The following is a 16,618-nucleotide window of genomic DNA, read 5'->3' on the forward strand; positions in this document are numbered from 1 at the left end:
TCCTCCCGCGCTTAGCCCACGACCAGGTTAAGGAGTTTACCCGGCACGTAAATCACTTTACGCACGGTAACGCCATCAAGGTATTTCGCGACCAGATGTTCCTGGCCTGCACGTTCACGAACCTGTTCTTCGGTTGCGTCAACGGCCACGGTGATTTTACCGCGCACTTTACCGTTCACCTGGACGACGACCAGCGTGGTGTTTTCCACCATCGCTTTTTCGTCAGCCACCGGCCACGGTGCGTTGTCGATATCGCCTTCACCGCCCAGTTCACGCCACAGGGTGAAGCTGGCGTGCGGAGTGAACGGGTTGAGCATACGCACAACCGCCAGCAGCGCTTCCTGCATCAGGGCGCGATCCTGCTCGCCTTCCACCGGCGCTTTAGCCAGTTTGTTCATCAGCTCCATGATCGCCGCGATAGCGGTGTTGAAGGTCTGACGACGACCGATATCATCGGTGACTTTGGCGATGGTTTTATGAACGTCGCGGCGCAGGGCTTGTTGATCTTCGCTCAGCGCATCCACGTTCAGCGCCGCAACCGGGCCCTGAGAGGTGTGCTCGTAAACCAGTTTCCAGACACGTTTCAGGAAGCGGTTAGCCCCTTCCACACCGGATTCCTGCCATTCCAGCGTCATATCCGCCGGGGAAGCAAACATCATGAACAGACGAACGGTGTCTGCGCCATAGCGCTCAACCATCACCTGCGGGTCGATACCGTTGTTTTTGGACTTGGACATTTTGCTCATGCCGGTATACACCAGCTCATGGCCTGCCGCGTCCTTCGCTTTCACGATACGACCTTTGTCGTCACGTTCAACGATAGCATCAACCGGGGAAACCCAGTTACGCTCGCCGTTCGCGCCAACATAGTAGAAGGCATCAGCCAGCACCATGCCCTGACACAGCAGCTGTTTAGCCGGTTCGTCAGAGTTCACCATGCCGGCATCGCGCATCAGTTTGTGGAAGAAGCGGAAGTAGAGCAGGTGCATGATGGCGTGTTCGATACCGCCAATGTAGATATCCACCGGCAGCCAGTAGTTGGCCGCATCGGAATCCAGCATGCCTTCCTGATACTGCGGGCAGGTGTAGCGCGCGTAGTACCATGAAGATTCCATAAAGGTGTCAAAGGTGTCGGTTTCACGCAGCGCAGGCATGCCGTTAACGGTGGTTTTCGCCCACTCCGGGTCAGCTTTAATTGGGCTGGTGATGCCGTCCATAACCACATCTTCCGGCAGGATAACCGGCAGCTGATCTTCAGGCGTTGGGATAACGGTGCCGTCTTCCAGTGTTACCATCGGAATCGGCGCGCCCCAGTAACGCTGACGGGAAACACCCCAGTCGCGCAGACGGTAGTTCACTTTACGTTCGCCCACGCCCATCGCGGCCAGTTTGTCGGCGATGGCGTTAAAGCCGTCTTCATAGCTCAGCCCGTCGAATTCGCCGGAGTTGAACAGGGTGCCTTTTTCGGTCAGTGCTTGCTCGGAGAGGTCCGGTTTCGAACCGTCTGCCGCCAGGATAACTGGCTTGATGTTCAGACCGTATTTGGTGGCGAACTCGTAGTCGCGCTGATCGTGACCCGGAACGGCCATAACCGCGCCGGTGCCGTATTCCATCAGAACAAAGTTAGCCGCCCATACCGGAATGGCTTCGCCGGTCAGCGGATGAATCGCTTTAAAGCCGGTATCGACGCCTTTTTTCTCCATGGTCGCCATATCGGCTTCGGCCACTTTGGTGTTACGGCATTCATCAACGAAAGCCGCCAGCGTCGGGTTGTTGGCTGCAGCCTGCTGGGCCAGCGGGTGGCCTGCGGCGACAGCCAGGTAAGTACAACCCATAAAGGTGTCTGGACGGGTGGTGTACACGGTCAGCTTGTCGGCGTAGTCGTTTACGTCGAAGGAGATTTCCACACCTTCGGAACGGCCAATCCAGTTGCGCTGCATGGTTTTTACCGTGTCAGGCCAGTGGTCCAGCGTATCCAGGTCGTTCAGCAGTTCGTCAGCGTAAGCGGTGATTTTGATAAACCACTGTGGGATCTCTTTACGCTCAACTTTGGTATCGCAGCGCCAGCAGCAGCCGTCGATAACCTGTTCGTTCGCCAGAACGGTCTGGTCGTTCGGGCACCAGTTGACTGCAGAGGTTTTCTTGTAGACCAGGCCTTTTTTATACAGCTCGGTGAAGAATTTCTGCTCCCAACGGTAATATTCCGGGGTACAGGTCGCCAGCTCGCGGCTCCAGTCATAGCCGAAGCCCAGCATTTTGAGCTGGTTTTTCATGTAGGCGATGTTGTCATACGTCCACGGAGCCGGTGCCGTATTGTTTTTAACCGCAGCACCTTCTGCCGGCAGACCGAACGCATCCCAACCAATCGGTTGCAGTACGTTTTTGCCCAGCATGCGCTGATAACGGGCGATCACGTCACCGATGGTGTAGTTACGCACGTGGCCCATGTGTAGTCGACCAGAAGGATAAGGAAGCATCGACAGGCAGTAATACTTCTCTTTGCTCTCGTCTTCAGTTACTTCAAAGGTACGCTTCTCGTCCCAATGTTGCTGGACTTTCGATTCTATCTCTTCCGGGCGGTATTGCTCTTGCATGGCAGCCAGTGGTCCTGTTTTCAATACAGCTACAATGTAGCCAATGGATGTGGTAATCAGATCCGCATAGCATAGCCCAAAGCGCATCGTCAAAACAGCCTTTCACACATTATGGCGGTGAAAAGCCCGGACACTGATTTACGAACTCTGTGGGGTAGCTGACAGAGTAGTAAAGAAATAAGGTCTATTATAAGAGTAGGTTAACTGCCCGGGAGAGGAAACAATGAACAAGGTTGCTCAATTTTACCGCGAACTGGTGACGACGCTGACCGAACGTCTACGCAACGGCGAGCGTGATATCGATGCGCTGGTGGAACAGGCGCGTGCGCGGGTTGCTCAGACCGGCGAGTTAACGCGAACCGAGGTGGACGAACTGATTCGTGCAGTCAGGCGTGACCTGGAAGAGTTCGCCATGAGCTACAGCGAAAGCCAGGACGACGAAGAAGACAGCGTATTTTTACGCGTCATCAAGGAGAGTATCTGGCAGGAGCTGGCGGACATCACCGATAAAACGCAGCTGGAATGGCGCGAAGTCTTCCAGGACCTCAATCACCACGGCGTGTATCACAGCGGTGAGGTGGTAGGGCTTGGCAATCTGGTGTGCGAGAAGTGTCATTTCCACCTGGCGGTGTATACGCCGGATGTCCTGCCGCTGTGCCCGAAATGCGGGCATGACCAGTTCCAGAGAAGGCCGTTCGAGCCGTAAGGATTTGTGCCGGATGCGCTACGCTTATCCGGCCTACAATATGGCTTCTCCGTAGGCCCGGTAAGCGAAGCGCCACCGGGCGTTTATCAATGGTAAAACGCTAATCTTTCCGCCAGCAAATCCACAAACCCCTGACGATCCACATCCACCATCACCTGCGCGTTCGGTTTATTGCCGGTGAGGAAATAGTAATCCACAACGGTCATGCCCTGGGTATATTTGCCCTGTGTTTCCACGCCAACCCAACGTTCCACGGTGGTAAACAGCTCGGGTTTCAATAGCCAGGCGATGGTGCACGGGTCATGCAGCGGCGCGCCGATGAAGCCCCATTTTTCATCTTTGTGATATTCGAGGAAGAAGTCGAGCAGCTCGGCAACGATGGTGGAAATCGGGTTACCAATGGCGCGGAATCTCTCCGTATCTTCGGTGTGAATTTGCGCTTTATGCGTGACATCCAGCCCCGCCATCACCACCGGAATACCGGACTGGAAGACGATTTCTGCGGCTTCCGGGTCAACATAGATATTGAACTCTGCGGCAGGCGTCCAGTTACCCAGACTCATTGCGCCACCCATAATCACGATTTGCGCGATCTTCGCGTACAGTTCCGGGTGGCTGTTGAGCAGCAGAGCGACGTTGGTTTGCGGGCCGGTGGAAACAATCGTGATCGGTTCTGCACTTTCACGCAGGGTTTTGGCCATTAACTCCACGGCGGTGCATGTCAGTGGGGCAAAACCGGGTTCCGGCAGCGCCGGGCCATCAAGACCGCTTTCTCCATGCACGTTATCGGCAATAATCAGCTTACGCATCAGCGGTTTAATCGCTCCGCCCGCCACCGGAATATCGGGGCGCTTCAGCAGTGTGAGCATGCGCAGCACGTTACGCAGTGTTTTGTCCGGCGTTTGGTTTCCGGCGGAGGAGGTGATGGCTTTGACATCCAGTTCCGGAGAGGCAAGGGCCAGCACGATGGCAATAGCATCGTCGTGTCCTGGGTCGCAGTCGAGAATGATCGGGGTTGCCATAGTTACTCCTTGTCTGGTCAGGCATTTTTTGCGACAAGGTTAGCGCTGCATGGCAATGCATTCGAGGGGATATGCAGAAAAGCGTGAAGCGGCGCGCACTCTGAAGCGCGCGCCGAAAAGATTAATGCAGAATTTTCGCGAGGAAGTCTTTGGCGCGTTCCGATTTCGGGTTGGCGAAGAAGGCCTCTTTCTCGGAGTCTTCAACGATTTTCCCTTCATCCATAAAGATCACCCGGTTCGCCACTTTACGGGCAAAGCCCATTTCGTGAGTCACCACCATCATGGTCATGCCTTCGTTGGCCAGCTCAACCATAACGTCCAGTACTTCGTTGATCATCTCGGGATCGAGCGCTGAAGTCGGTTCATCAAACAGCATCGCCACCGGATCCATACACAGGGCGCGGGCGATCGCCACACGCTGCTGCTGGCCGCCGGAAAGCTGCGACGGGAACTTGTTGGCGTGCGCGGAAAGCCCCACGCGCTCCAGCAGTTTCAGGCCTTTTTCGCGGGACGCTGCTTTGTCGCGCTTCAGCACTTTTACCTGCGCCAGCGTCAGGTTTTCGATAATCGATAAATGCGGGAACAGCTCGAAATGCTGGAACACCATCCCAACCTTTGAGCGCAGCGTGGCGAGGTTGGTTTTTTTATCGTTAACCTGAATCCCGTTCACCAGAATCTCACCTTTCTGTACTGGCTCCAGGCCGTTAACGGTTTTGATAAGCGTCGATTTACCCGATCCTGACGGGCCGCAAACCACCACCACTTCACCCTTTTTCACTTCGGTGGAGCAGTCGGTCAGCACCTGAAATTGACCATACCATTTAGAAACATTTTTCAGGGTAATCATTGAACTGTCCTTCTTTTCAAGTAGCTGACCAACAACGAAGCACTCAGGCTAATCACAAAATAAACGGTGCCGGCAAACAGGATCATTTCGACCTGGGTTCCGTCACGCTCACCGATGGTGGACGCGGTACGGAAGAAATCGGCAAGACTTAAGACATACACCAGCGAGGTATCCTGGAACAGGACGATCCCCTGGGTGAGCAGCAGCGGCACCATCGCGCGGAACGCCTGCGGCAGAATGATGAGCTTCATCGACTGCCAGTGAGTCATCCCGAGCGCCAGTGCGGCGCTGGACTGACCGCGCGAAATGCTCTGAATACCAGCGCGGATAATTTCCGAATAGTAGGCCGCTTCAAACATTGAGAACGCCACCATCGCGGAGATCAGGCGGATATCGGTTTTCGGCGATAGCCCCAGCACATCCTGCAACAGCCCCGGCACGATGAGGTAAAACCACAGCAGTACCATCACCAGCGGAATGGAGCGGAAAACGTTAACGTAGGTTTTGGCAAACCAGGAAACGGGTGCGAAGGTTGACAGGCGCATCACCGCAAGGATGGTGCCCCAGACAATACCGACGATCACAGCCGTTACGGTAATTTTCAGCGTCACCACCAGCCCGGCAAGCAGATAGGGCAGGGAAGGAACGATAGAACTCCAGTCAAACTCGTACATTATTTGCCTCCCATATTGCCCGGCAGGCGAACTTTACGTTCCACCAGGGTCATCACCAGCATAATGAAGGCGTTGATCAAGACATAAGCAAGGGTGATAGCGGTGAACGATTCCCAGGCATGCGCCGAGTAATCCAGCAGTTTGCCTGCCTGCGCGGCCATATCGACCAGACCGATGGTCGAGGCGATGGCGGAGTTTTTCACCAGGTTCATCATCTCTGAGGTCATCGGCGGCACAATCACGCGGTAGGCGTTTGGCAGCAGCACATAACGGTAGGTTTGCGGCAGCGTTAAGCCCATCGCCAGACCGGCGTTTTTCTGCCCGCGCGGCAGCGACTGAATCGCCGCACGCACCTGCTCACACACGCGTGCCGCGGTAAAGAGGCCAAGACAAATCATCGATGAGAGGAAGAACTGAATATTAGGGTCCAGCTCTGCTTTAAACCACATTCCCAGATCTTCTGGCAGTAATTCCGGCACCACCAGGTACCAGGTAAAGAACTGCACGATCAGCGGAACGTTACGGAAGAGTTCAACATACAGGGTGCCGATCCCCGAGAGGAAGCGGTTGGGGACGGTACGCAGGATGCCGAACAGGGAGCCAACGAAGAAAGCGATAATCCAGGCGGTAATCGACAGGGCGACGGTGACCTGAAAACCACTCCATAGCCAGCCAAGATAGGTGGTGTTGCCGAACGGGGCTTGCTGCAGAAAGATCCCCCAGTTCCAGTCTATTGACATAAATCTACTCCAGAAAAAAAAGGGTAGCAGTGCTACCCTCGAAGATTGGTGAACGGCGTACTGCGATATTCGGGCCCGGCGGGGAACGACCGCCAGACCTGTAGTCTGTCCGTGCTATTCAACAATCGAGAGGGCAGGTAGTCCCGCCCTGGTTGTTATAATTAGTTCAGAGCTTTGTCATTCGGTTCTTTAAACAGGGCCTTCATTTCGTCAGACAGTTCAAAGTTCATGTTCAGGTTTTTCGGTGGGATTGGGTTTTTGAACCACTTCTCAAACCATTTTGCTGACTCACCGGAGGTTTGCGCCTGGGCGATGGTGTCATCCATCAGCTTTTTGAAATCCGGGTCGTTTTTACGCAGCATACAGCCGTAAGCTTCCTGCGATTGCGGCTTGCCGACGATTTCCCAGTTGTCTGGTTTCTTCGCTTTCGCGCGCTCACCGGCCAGCAGGGCATCATCCATCATAAACGCGACCGCGCGACCGCTTTCCAGGGTACGGAAGGAGTCACCGTGGTCTTTGGCGCTGATGATTCGCATATCCATTTTCTGTTCGTCATTCAGCTTGTGCAGCAGAATTTCAGAGGTGGTGCCGGAAGTCACAACAACCGCTTTGCCTTTCAGATCCGCGAAGTCTTTAATGTCGCCGCCTTTTTTGGTCAGCAGACGGGTGCCGACGACAAAGATGGTGTCAGAGAAAGCCGCTTGTTTCTGGCGTTCGAGGTTGTTGGTGGTAGAGCCACACTCAAAATCGAAGGTGCCGTTTTGCAGCAGCGGGATACGGTTCTGAGAGGTGATAGGAATCAGTTTCACCTGAAGGTCAGGCTTGTTCAGCTTCTTCTTCACGGCTTCAACGATGGCGTTGGAGTAATCCTGAGAATAGCCGACCACTTTTTGCTGGTTGTCGTAGTAAGAGAACGGAACGGAAGATTCACGGTGCCCGACAACGATTACGCCGTTTTTGGCGATTTTGTCCAGGGTGCTACCTGCCGCCGGTGCATCTTCTGCGTGAGCCAGCCCGGCGCATAATCCCATCGCCAGCATAGCAGCGGTCAGTTTACGTAATTGCATATCCAACTCCTTTATCCTCTGCGTCATCGACGCATAGATACCCATAGTGATGTTTGTGTTGTTATCGTCTGCAATTTCAGCGTGCAGCGTTATCTGTGTTTGTTAACATTTAGTGTGGCTTAATGTAAAGAATTTGCTGATTTATTGTTTATTTTTGCGAACTGCTCCGCACCGTTTTGAGGCAAAAATCGCAGATTGCACTAAAGAGGTGCTACCGGTGATTCGTTTTGGTGCTACCAGGTTGCGCTCATGCAGAATTCGTTACTGCCTGTATTTATTAAGCAATTGGCGTGCCAGAAAAGGCAGAAAAGGAGAGTGGTAGGCCGGATGGCGCTAACGCGTATCCGGCCTGAAACGTGGGGGATTATTTTTTACGCTGACGCAAACTCATCACCAGCGCGCCAAAGCCAAACAGCGCGGTGAGCGCCCACAGCGGCCAGTTGCCGGTACGTGCGTACGGCGTTAAGCCGGTTGTTGGCGTCACGGTGGTGGTTAATACCTGACGAGTAAACTGCGGGATCATCGCCTGAATCTCACCCTGCGGGCCAATCACGGCGGTGATGCCGTTGTTGGTGCTGCGCAGCAACGGACGTGCCAGCTCCAGCGAACGCATGCGCGCCATCTGGAAGTGCTGCCACGGGCCGATAGATTTACCAAACCACGCATCGTTAGAGATGGTCAGCAGGAAGTCTGTATCCGGACGGAAGTTATCGCGTACCTGCTCGCCGAGAATAATCTCGTAGCAAATCGCCGCTGTCAGCCTCAGGTTGTGCGCCAGCAGCTGCGGCTGAACATATGCGCCTCGGCTAAAGGACGACATCGGCAGGTCAAAGAACGGTGCCAGCGGGCGCAGAATCGATTCCAGCGGTACAAACTCACCAAACGGGACCAGGTGGTTTTTATTGTAGCGATTCTTTGATTCGTAGCTGTACGGGCTATCTTTACCCAGCGTAATGATGGTGTTGTAGGTGTCGTAACGGTTCTGTTTATTCAGACGCGCGTCAACGATACCGGTCACCAGCGTGGTGTCTTTCGAACGTAGCAGGTCGTCCATCATGCGCAGGAAGTTCTGCTGATTAATTTCGAGGTCCGGGATAGCGGATTCTGGCCAGATAATCAGTTGCGACTTGCCCATCTCCGGCTGCGTGGCATCGAGATAAATTTTCAGCGTATTAATCAGCTGATTTTCATCCCATTTTAATGACTGCGCGATATCGCCCTGTACCAGAGAAACCTGCGTCGCGCGCTGTGGCTCAAGCTGATACCACTGAATGTAACGCAGCGGGAAGGGCAGCGCGAAGAGCACGATGGCGATTACCGCCGGACGCCAGTTGCGGGTGCAGGCAGCAAGTACCAGCAGACCGCTGACTGACATCAGCAGGAAGTTGATCGCTTCCACCCCCATAATCGGTGCAATGCCTTTCAACGGGCCATCAATCTGACTGTAGCCAAACTGCAACCATGGGAAGCCAGTCAGCACCCAGCCGCGCAGGAATTCAGTGATTTGCCATACCACTGGCGCAGCAATAGCGACACGTATCCAGGTCGCTTTTGGCCACAGGCGCGACAGAATACCGGTAAACAGCCCGGTATAAAGTGACATGTAAGCGGCGAGTAACGCCACCAGGAAGACGTTCACCGGGCCAGGCATACCGCCAAACTGGGCGATACTGACGTAAATCCAGTGAATGCCGGAGCCGAACAGTCCCAGCCCCCAGAAGTAGCCAATCCAGGCGCTTTGCAGTGGGCGGCGATTGAATGTGAGCCCCTGTAAGCCCATCAATGAGATGAGCGCGGCAGGCCAGATATCATAAGGAGAAAAAGCCAGCGTTCCGCTGGCTCCGAATAACAGCGCCAGCAGTAAGCGCACGCTCTGGCGTTCAATAAGAGAGGCAAATACCATTTAGGCTAAATGTCCTGTTAGTTTAGTCTTCCATTTTCGGCTGTGGCGCGTCATCAGGAAGTTTGACATGAACCTGAATGATACGGCGGCTATCCGCCATTGCCACTTTGAATTGGTAACCGTCGATGTCGATGGTCTCGCCGCGTGCCGGCAGATGACCAAACGCCTGCATCACCAGCCCGCCGATAGTATCGACTTCTTCATCGCTGAAGTGGGTGCTGAAGGCTTCGTTGAAATCTTCGATAGAAGCCAGCGCGCGCACCGTCCAGGTGTGGCGGCTGAGCTGACGGAAGTCGATATCATCTTCTTCGTCGTACTCATCTTCAATTTCACCGACGATCAGTTCCAGAATATCTTCGATGGTGACGAGGCCGGAAACGCCGCCAAACTCATCGATAACAATCGCCATGTGATAGCGCTGTGAGCGGAACTCTTTGAGCATCCGGTCAACCCGTTTACTCTCAGGCACGACAACCGCCTGGCGTAACACTTTGTCCATGCTGAAGGCTTCGGCATCGCTGCGCATAAACGGCAGCAAGTCTTTAGCCATCAAAATCCCTTCGATGTGATCTTTGTCTTCGCTGATCACCGGGAAACGGGAGTGCGCAGATTCGATGATGACGTCGAGACATTCATCAAGGGTCTGGTTACGTTTCAGGGTAATCATCTGGGAACGCGGGATCATGATATCGCGAACGCGCTGGTCGGCGATGTCCATTACCCCTTCGAGCATATCGCGCGTATCTTCGTCGATAAGGTCGTTCTGCCCGGAATCACGGATCAGCTCCAGCAGTTCATCGCGGTTTTTCGGTTCACCGTGGAAAAGCTGGCTGAGTAAGAGGGAGAAAAATCCCTTTTTGCTGCTTACTGTGTCACTACTGTGTGAATTGTCGTCGCTCATGGCGTCGTTTGGGTTCTCATGGTTAGTTAATCAGGGCCGTCACGCGCAAACTCAGCGTTAGACGGCAATAAAACACTGTCGGGCCGAAGCCCGGCAGTTACTCTTTCTCGGCAATGTACGGATCCTCATAGCCCAGAGCAAGCATTATCTCCGTTTCGATGCCTTCCATCTCTTCGGCTTCTTCATCTTCGATATGGTCGTAGCCCAGCAGATGCAGGCTGCCGTGCACCACCATGTGCGCCCAGTGGGAATCGAGCGACACGTTCTGTTCTTTTGCTTCGCGTTCAACCACCTGACGGCAGATGATGAGATCGCCCAGCAGCGGCATTTCCATTCCCGGCGGTGCTTCAAACGGGAAAGAGAGCACGTTGGTCGGCTTGTCCATCCCGCGATAGGTCAGGTTGAGCTCATGGCTTTCGGCGGTATCCACCAGGCGAATCGTCACTTCTGATTCTTCCTGAAATTGCGGGATAACGGCATCCAACCATGTCTGAAATTGACTTTCGTCGGGCAGACCGGTGTTGTCTTCACAGGCCAACTGGAGATCGAGGATCACCTGACTCATTTCTGCTCCTGTTCCTGAGCTTCGCGTTTTCTTTCCGCCGCCAGCTCAGCTTTACGTTTTTGTTCTGCTTCTTCCCAGGCTTCATAGGCGTTAACGATGCGCGCCACCACAGGGTGACGGACCACGTCTTCGCTGTGGAAGAAGTTAAAGCTAATTTCATCGACGTTCGCCAGCACTTCAACCGCGTGGCGCAGGCCGGATTTGGTATTACGCGGCAGGTCAATCTGGGTGACGTCGCCGGTGATCACTGCTTTCGAGTTAAAGCCGATGCGGGTCAGGAACATCTTCATCTGTTCGATGGTGGTGTTCTGGCTCTCATCGAGAATGATAAAGGCATCGTTGAGCGTGCGTCCGCGCATGTAGGCCAGCGGAGCCACTTCAATCACATTGCGCTCAATCAGTTTTTCCACTTTTTCGAAGCCGAGCATCTCGAACAGCGCGTCGTACAGTGGGCGCAGGTACGGGTCAACTTTCTGGCTTAAATCCCCCGGCAGGAAGCCGAGTTTTTCACCGGCTTCTACCGCCGGACGAGTGAGTAAAATACGGCGAATATCCTGACGTTCCAGCGCATCGACTGCCGCCGCGACCGCCAGATATGTTTTACCTGTACCCGCCGGGCCCACACCGAAGGTGATGTCGTGGTCAAGAATATTGGCGATGTACTGCGCCTGGTTCGGCGTACGCGGTTTAATCACGCCGCGCTTGGTTTTGATATTGATCGCTTTGCCATATTCAGGCACGCTTTCGGCGCTCTGTTCCAGCACGCGCGCTTCTTTAATCGCGAGATGGATTTGCTCCGGTTCAATATCCTGAATCTGACCGCGCATCGGGGCGGTATCGACATACAGGCTGCGCAGAATATCTGCCGCCGCGGTGACGCAAATCGCGCGTCCGGTGAGTTTGAAATGGTTGTCGCGGCGGTTGATTTCGATGCCCAGTCGCCGCTCAAGCTGTTTGATGTTGTCATCAAACGGGCCGCAAAGGCTCAGCAGGCGGGCGTTGTCTGCTGGTTCCAGCGTAATTTCGCGAGTGTCTATGTTCAAACTGTTCCTCTTTCATGTTTGCCGGACGGCGATACGCGTATCCGGCCTACGATTAGGCTCATCCCGAAAATCGGGTCATCATTGATGAAATTATTCACGCCAGCGAATAAAGGCGCAAGCATTGCAGTGGATATTTGGGTGAAAGGCTGAGAAAACAAGGCCTGCCGGAGCGGCAGGCCGAAAGGTTTACGGCTGGTAGACACCGACGCCCAGGTCATTCTCTTTACGGGTACGAGAGATGACGGACTCTGGCGATTCGACCACGCGCAGCCCCATTTCATCTTCCGTACGCACCAGTTTGCCGCGCAGTGAGTTGGTGTAGACATCCACAATCTCAACATCGACAAACTTACCGACCATATCCGGAGTGCCTTCAAAGTTCACCACGCGGTTATTTTCGGTGCGTCCGGTCAGTTCCATCACGCTCTTGCGCGACAGGCCTTCAACCAGAATACGCTGGGTGGTGCCCAGCATACGGCGGCTCCACGCCATGGCCTGCTGATTGATACGCTCCTGCAAAATGTACAGACGCTGTTTTTTCTCTTCATCCGGCACGTCATCAACCATATCGGCGGCTGGTGTACCTGGGCGGGCAGAGAAAATAAAGCTGTAGCTGACGTCGAAATTCACTTCGCCAATCAGCTTCATGGTTTGCTCGAAGTCCTGTGTCGTTTCACCGGGGAAGCCGACGATAAAGTCAGAGCTAATCTGAATATCCGGACGCGCAGCGCGCAGCTTGCGGATAATCGATTTGTACTCCAGCACGGTGTGCGTGCGGCCCATCAGGTTCAGTACGCGGTCGGAACCACACTGAACCGGCAGATGCAGGAAGCTCACCAGTTCCGGCGTATCGCGATACACATCGATAATATCGTCGGTAAATTCGATGGGGTGGCTGGTGGTGAAACGCAGGCGGTCGATGCCGTCGATAGCCGCGACCAGGCGCAGCAGTTCGGAGAATGAACCCGTCGTGCCGTCATAGTTCTCACCACGCCAGGCGTTGACGTTTTGGCCGAGCAGGTGAATTTCACGCACGCCCTGTGCCGCCAGTTGCGCCACTTCAAACAGAATGTCGTCGCACGGACGGCTTACTTCTTCACCACGGGTATACGGCACCACGCAGTAAGTACAATATTTGTTGCAGCCTTCCATGATGGAGACAAAGGCGGTCGGGCCTTCTGCACGCGGTTCCGGCAGACGGTCAAACTTCTCAATTTCCGGGAAGCTGACGTCGATGACCGGGCGGCGGTTGCCACGCACGGTATCAATCATCTCAGGCAGGCGGTGTAAGGTCTGCGGGCCAAAAATAATATCGACGTAATGCGCACGCTGGCGGATCAGTTTCCCCTCCTGAGAGGCAACACAGCCGCCCACACCAATAATCAGCTTCGGATTTTTTTCCTTTAATAATTTCCAGCGGCCTAATTGGTGGAAGACTTTTTCCTGTGCCTTCTCGCGGATTGAGCAGGTATTCAACAGCAGCACATCCGCTTCTTCAGCCACATCAGTGAGTTGATACCCGTGAGTGGCATCCAGCAGATCGGCCATCCTGGATGAATCATACTCATTCATCTGACAGCCCCAGGTTTTAATATGGAGTTTTTTTGTCATCGACTTGCTCTTGCTCAAATGTTTAAACCCCGAAAATGGCGGGGAAATAGCCAGGAATGCAGGGCGCGTATTGTAATGCTTTGACGCGGTTGTGACCAGTATGACCTCAAGCGGCGCAAAATCCGGTAAACTTAAGGCATTAACGGTTAAGGATAATTGACTATGACAATTCAGCAAACAGACATCGCCGTGGTAGGCGGTGGGATGGTCGGCGGCGCGCTGGCATTAGGGTTGGCGCGGGAAGGGTTCTCCGTCACCGTGCTGGAGAAATCCGCGCCTGTTGCGTTTGATCCGGCATCGCCGCCTGATGTGCGAATCTCGGCTATCAGCGCCGCGTCCGTATCGCTCCTGAGCGGGCTTGACGTCTGGGATGCGATTCAGGCGATGCGCGTGCATGCCTGGCGTCGCCTCGAAACCTGGGAGTGGCAAAACGCGCACGTGGTATTTGATGCTGCTGAGCTGAAGCTGCCGCAGTTGGGTTACATGGTGGAGAACAACGTCTTGCAGCTGGCGCTGTGGCAGGCGCTTGAGGCACATCCGCAGGTCACGCTGAAAACCGGTCAAACCCTCAGCACCATGACGATGGACGCTGGGCGCCGGGTGGTGACGCTGGCTGAAGGCGAAACGTTGTCCGCGCGTCTGGTGATTGGCGCGGATGGCGCATTTTCTCAGGTACGTCAGATGGCTGGCATTGGCACACATGGCTGGCAGTATCCGCAATCCTGCATGCTGATCACCGTGCAGTGTGAAAACGATCCGGGCGACAGTACCTGGCAGCAGTTTTCACCTACCGGGCCGCGCGCGTTTTTACCGCTCTTTGAACACTGGGCATCGCTGGTGTGGTATGACACGCCCGCGCGGATTCGCCAGCTACAGGCGCTCACCATGACGCAGCTGCAACAGGAAATTCATACTCATTTTCCGCAGCGTTTAGGACACGTCACGCCGGTTGCTGCCGGTTCGTTCCCGCTAACGCGTCGTCATGCCTTACAGTATGTCCAGCCGGGGCTGGCGCTGGTGGGCGATGCGGCGCATACCATTCATCCGCTGGCGGGGCAGGGCGTGAATCTGGGGTATCGTGATGTGGATGCGTTAATTGACGTGCTGGCGAATGCGCGCGGTTATGCTGAAGATTGGGCCAGTGAAACGGTGCTGAAGCGCTATCAGGCGCGCCGTCGCGCGGATAACCTGCTGATGCAGTCCGGGATGGATCTCTTCTATGCTGGCTTTAGTAACGATCTCAGCCCGCTGAAAGTGGTGCGTAATATCGGCCTCATGGCCGCCCAACGCGCAGGCGTGTTAAAACGTCAGGCGCTGAAGTATGCGTTAGGACTGTAGTTTTTCGTGGGCCGGATAAGCGTAGCGCATCCGGCACTTCCTCTGAACGACAAAAACAAAAAAGCCCGCCGAAGCGAGCTTTTTTGTTTTATATGGCTGGGGTACGAGGATTCGAACCTCGGAATGCTGGTATCAGAAACCAGTGCCTTACCGCTTGGCGATACCCCAACAGGGTGCGCTCACAAGGTGAACGTCTTTTTAAAATGGCTGGGGTACGAGGATTCGAACCTCGGAATGCTGGTATCAGAAACCAGAGCCTTACCGCTTGGCGATACCCCAACAATTCTTGCTAGTTTACCGAAATAATCGATAAATTCCTAATTTGGTGGCTACGACGGGATTCGAACCTGTGACCCCATCATTATGAGTGATGTGCTCTAACCAACTGAGCTACGTAGCCAATTTACTGCTTTCTTCGATGGCTGGGGTACCTGGATTCGAACCAGGGAATGCCGGTATCAAAAACCGGTGCCTTACCGCTTGGCGATACCCCAATACCGTCGCGGTTATCCGCAAATATCGAAGAAATATGGCTGGGGTACCTGGATTCGAACCAGGGAATGCCGGTATCAAAAACCGGTGCCTTACCGCTTGGCGATACCCCATCCGTGCAACGCATATTGGTGAATGGTGCGGGAGACGAGACTTGAACTCGTACACCTTGCGGCGCCAGAACCTAAATCTGGTGCGTCTACCAATTTCGCCACTCCCGCAAAAAAGATGGTGGCTACGACGGGATTCGAACCTGTGACCCCATCATTATGAGTGATGTGCTCTAACCAACTGAGCTACGTAGCCATCTTTTTTTCGCGTTACCTTATCGGCGTTGCGGGGCGCATTATGCGTATTGAGCCTTGTAGCGTCAACCTCTTTTTCAAGGAAAATTGCCGGAATGTGACTGTTTGGTTAGGTTGCGAACAGCGTGATGGAATATTCGGCAAAAATTGGTTACTTCGTGTTTTTATGCACGGCATGAAGCTGTTATTTCAGCGTAAAGGATGAAATTCGGATTCCATCAATAGTGTTGAGAAATTGCTCTGTGAAATACTGATACCGCCAAATTTGTCAGGGCAGGAAGCGTTGCGCCTGCATGTTTGTCACGACCATAAGGGGATGCTCCCCATCGTTACATTATTGAGGGAATAGTATGTTGCGTTTGATTACCGCTTTTTTAGGTGTTTTTTTACTGATGCAGTCCGCGTTTGCCGATCAGGCTCGGCCGGAAACCAGCAAATATGTGCAGGCTTATCGCGGGCAGGAAGGTGCCGTTGTCTGGCTGATGCGCATCGGGCCACGCGAAGCGAATGAAGCGTTAGTGCAGGTTTCGCATGTCGATAACGACATTGACGGGCGTATTTTCCGCTGCAAAGTTCAAATTACGCGAGACGGCGAGAAAAGCTATACCGCTGAAATAAAAGGGAAACCGTTTGAACTGGCGCGCATTAAAGAAGGCAACGGTAGCCTGTATCTTCCTGATGAGCAATCCAACTGGTGGATCAACTATAACGAGGAACTCTCTAACGGGTCGGGTGCTAACGCGGAACATTTCCTGACAGCGTACCTGGAACAGGATACGAAAAAACAGTAATAAAAAACCCCGGCTCGTG

Annotated in this window: 14 protein-coding genes and 7 tRNA genes; 3 read left to right on the forward strand and 18 right to left on the reverse strand. The window is 54.1% G+C overall.

Annotated elements, in window-relative coordinates; translation table 11 throughout:
• Positions 1 to 11 precede the first annotated feature (11 nt).
• The gene (leuS, locus tag ACWWFX_RS11055; protein ID WP_473223807.1) at positions 12 to 2,594 is read right to left on the reverse strand and encodes a leucine--tRNA ligase; all 2,583 of its coding nucleotides are present in this window, start codon (positions 2,592 to 2,594) and stop codon (positions 12 to 14) included.
• Between the two features lie 223 nt (positions 2,595 to 2,817).
• On the opposite strand from leuS, the gene ACWWFX_RS11060 reads away from it, so the two are divergent.
• Positions 2,818 to 3,300, forward strand: a complete 483-nt coding sequence (locus tag ACWWFX_RS11060) for a zinc ribbon-containing protein (RefSeq protein ID WP_231828195.1) — start codon at positions 2,818 to 2,820, stop codon at positions 3,298 to 3,300.
• A gap of 86 nt (positions 3,301 to 3,386) precedes the next feature.
• On the opposite strand, the gene rihA is transcribed toward ACWWFX_RS11060, so the two are convergent.
• The 10 genes from rihA to miaB form a co-directional block, all read right to left on the reverse strand.
• Positions 3,387 to 4,322 carry a pyrimidine-specific ribonucleoside hydrolase RihA gene (gene rihA, locus ACWWFX_RS11065; RefSeq protein ID WP_473223808.1) on the reverse strand — a complete coding sequence of 312 codons (936 nt, stop codon included), beginning with the start codon at positions 4,320 to 4,322 and terminating at the stop codon, positions 3,387 to 3,389.
• A gap of 121 nt (positions 4,323 to 4,443) precedes the next feature.
• Entirely contained in the window at positions 4,444 to 5,169 is a 726-nt protein-coding gene (locus ACWWFX_RS11070; protein ID WP_276218417.1) for an amino acid ABC transporter ATP-binding protein, read from the reverse strand.
• A complete protein-coding gene (gene gltK, locus ACWWFX_RS11075; protein ID WP_473223809.1) occupies positions 5,166 to 5,843 on the reverse strand; it encodes a glutamate/aspartate ABC transporter permease GltK in 678 nt (225 codons plus the stop codon). Before gltK ends, ACWWFX_RS11070 begins: the two co-directional genes overlap by 4 nt.
• Complete coding sequence (gltJ, locus tag ACWWFX_RS11080) at positions 5,843 to 6,583, reverse strand: glutamate/aspartate ABC transporter permease GltJ (protein WP_015965369.1); 741 nt, start codon at positions 6,581 to 6,583, stop codon at positions 5,843 to 5,845. The genes gltK and gltJ overlap by 1 nt, the downstream gene beginning before the upstream one ends.
• Positions 6,584 to 6,744: 161 nt before the next feature.
• Entirely contained in the window at positions 6,745 to 7,650 is a 906-nt protein-coding gene (locus ACWWFX_RS11085; RefSeq protein WP_149464386.1) for an amino acid ABC transporter substrate-binding protein, read from the reverse strand.
• 364 nt (positions 7,651 to 8,014) lie between these two features.
• Complete coding sequence (gene lnt / locus ACWWFX_RS11090; protein ID WP_473223810.1) at positions 8,015 to 9,553, reverse strand: apolipoprotein N-acyltransferase; 1,539 nt, start codon at positions 9,551 to 9,553, stop codon at positions 8,015 to 8,017.
• A 22-nt stretch (positions 9,554 to 9,575) separates the two neighbouring features.
• Complete coding sequence (corC, locus tag ACWWFX_RS11095) at positions 9,576 to 10,454, reverse strand: CNNM family magnesium/cobalt transport protein CorC (RefSeq protein ID WP_015965366.1); 879 nt, start codon at positions 10,452 to 10,454, stop codon at positions 9,576 to 9,578.
• 97 nt (positions 10,455 to 10,551) lie between these two features.
• Positions 10,552 to 11,019, reverse strand: a complete 468-nt coding sequence (gene ybeY / locus ACWWFX_RS11100) for an rRNA maturation RNase YbeY (RefSeq protein ID WP_015965365.1) — start codon at positions 11,017 to 11,019, stop codon at positions 10,552 to 10,554.
• Positions 11,016 to 12,062 (reverse strand): PhoH family protein, encoded by a 1,047-nt coding sequence (locus ACWWFX_RS11105; RefSeq protein ID WP_231828186.1) that lies wholly within the window; start codon positions 12,060 to 12,062, stop codon positions 11,016 to 11,018. Before ACWWFX_RS11105 ends, ybeY begins: the two co-directional genes overlap by 4 nt.
• A gap of 186 nt (positions 12,063 to 12,248) precedes the next feature.
• The gene (miaB, locus tag ACWWFX_RS11110; protein ID WP_231828185.1) at positions 12,249 to 13,673 is read right to left on the reverse strand and encodes a tRNA (N6-isopentenyl adenosine(37)-C2)-methylthiotransferase MiaB; all 1,425 of its coding nucleotides are present in this window, start codon (positions 13,671 to 13,673) and stop codon (positions 12,249 to 12,251) included.
• A 162-nt stretch (positions 13,674 to 13,835) separates the two neighbouring features.
• Between miaB and ubiF the strand changes: the two genes are divergently transcribed.
• Positions 13,836 to 15,011, forward strand: coding sequence for a 3-demethoxyubiquinol 3-hydroxylase (gene ubiF, locus ACWWFX_RS11115; RefSeq protein ID WP_473223811.1), 1,176 nt, complete (start codon positions 13,836 to 13,838; stop codon positions 15,009 to 15,011).
• Between the two features lie 93 nt (positions 15,012 to 15,104).
• Here ubiF and ACWWFX_RS11120 read toward each other — a convergent pair.
• From ACWWFX_RS11120 to ACWWFX_RS11150, 7 genes are all read right to left on the reverse strand, one after another.
• Positions 15,105 to 15,179, reverse strand: a tRNA-Gln gene (locus tag ACWWFX_RS11120).
• A 36-nt stretch (positions 15,180 to 15,215) separates the two neighbouring features.
• Positions 15,216 to 15,290, reverse strand: a tRNA-Gln gene (locus tag ACWWFX_RS11125).
• A gap of 44 nt (positions 15,291 to 15,334) precedes the next feature.
• Positions 15,335 to 15,411: transfer RNA gene (locus ACWWFX_RS11130), tRNA-Met, on the reverse strand.
• 19 nt (positions 15,412 to 15,430) lie between these two features.
• A tRNA-Gln gene (locus ACWWFX_RS11135) sits at positions 15,431 to 15,505 on the reverse strand.
• A gap of 36 nt (positions 15,506 to 15,541) precedes the next feature.
• A tRNA-Gln gene (locus ACWWFX_RS11140) sits at positions 15,542 to 15,616 on the reverse strand.
• Positions 15,617 to 15,639: 23 nt separating this feature from the next.
• A tRNA-Leu gene (locus ACWWFX_RS11145) sits at positions 15,640 to 15,724 on the reverse strand.
• 8 nt (positions 15,725 to 15,732) lie between these two features.
• A tRNA-Met gene (locus ACWWFX_RS11150) sits at positions 15,733 to 15,809 on the reverse strand.
• 349 nt (positions 15,810 to 16,158) lie between these two features.
• Here ACWWFX_RS11150 and ACWWFX_RS11155 point away from each other — a divergent pair.
• Positions 16,159 to 16,599 carry a hypothetical protein gene (locus tag ACWWFX_RS11155; RefSeq protein ID WP_456147409.1) on the forward strand — a complete coding sequence of 147 codons (441 nt, stop codon included), beginning with the start codon at positions 16,159 to 16,161 and terminating at the stop codon, positions 16,597 to 16,599.
• The last annotated feature ends 19 nt before the right edge of the window (positions 16,600 to 16,618 follow it).

This window comes from Pseudocitrobacter sp. 2023LY-00077 (assembly GCF_055796175.1).